The organism is Streptomyces sp. P17 (assembly GCF_032436805.1).
Classification (GTDB): Bacteria; Actinomycetota; Actinomycetes; order Streptomycetales; family Streptomycetaceae; genus Streptomyces.
The window spans coordinates 1-287 of record NZ_JAVRBF010000614.1 but is presented as its reverse complement, the minus strand read 5'-3'; the positions used below and the strand labels follow the sequence as shown (position 1 = coordinate 287).

Below are 287 nucleotides of genomic sequence, written 5' to 3'. Positions count from 1 at the left end.
CATATCCCTCTTCAAAAAATTCAGGAAATATCACAGCCATTTCCTTTCGCTGCAATTTAGTCAGCTTGTTTTTACTTTCAAAATTCATCAGAAAGCTTTCAGTGGCCGCGCCTTCTGCAAAGATCACCTCATGCCTCTTGAAAATCAGATGAAAATACTCGACAAAATCAACGCTGTCATCAATATAGATCCCCGGCAAATCCACAAGCCTTATTGCAGCAATCAGCACGGTTTCGGATCCGAACATACGCTTGCCAATGTCTGACCTGACCGCAATCCGATGCTGG

General features: G+C 43.6%; 1 protein-coding gene. It reads right to left on the bottom strand.

Annotated elements, in window-relative coordinates:
- On the bottom strand, positions 1 to 247 hold a 247-nt coding region (locus RMT89_RS42320), incomplete at its 3' end, for a Hint domain-containing protein (RefSeq protein WP_315889079.1).
- Positions 248 to 287: the final 40 nt, after the last annotated feature.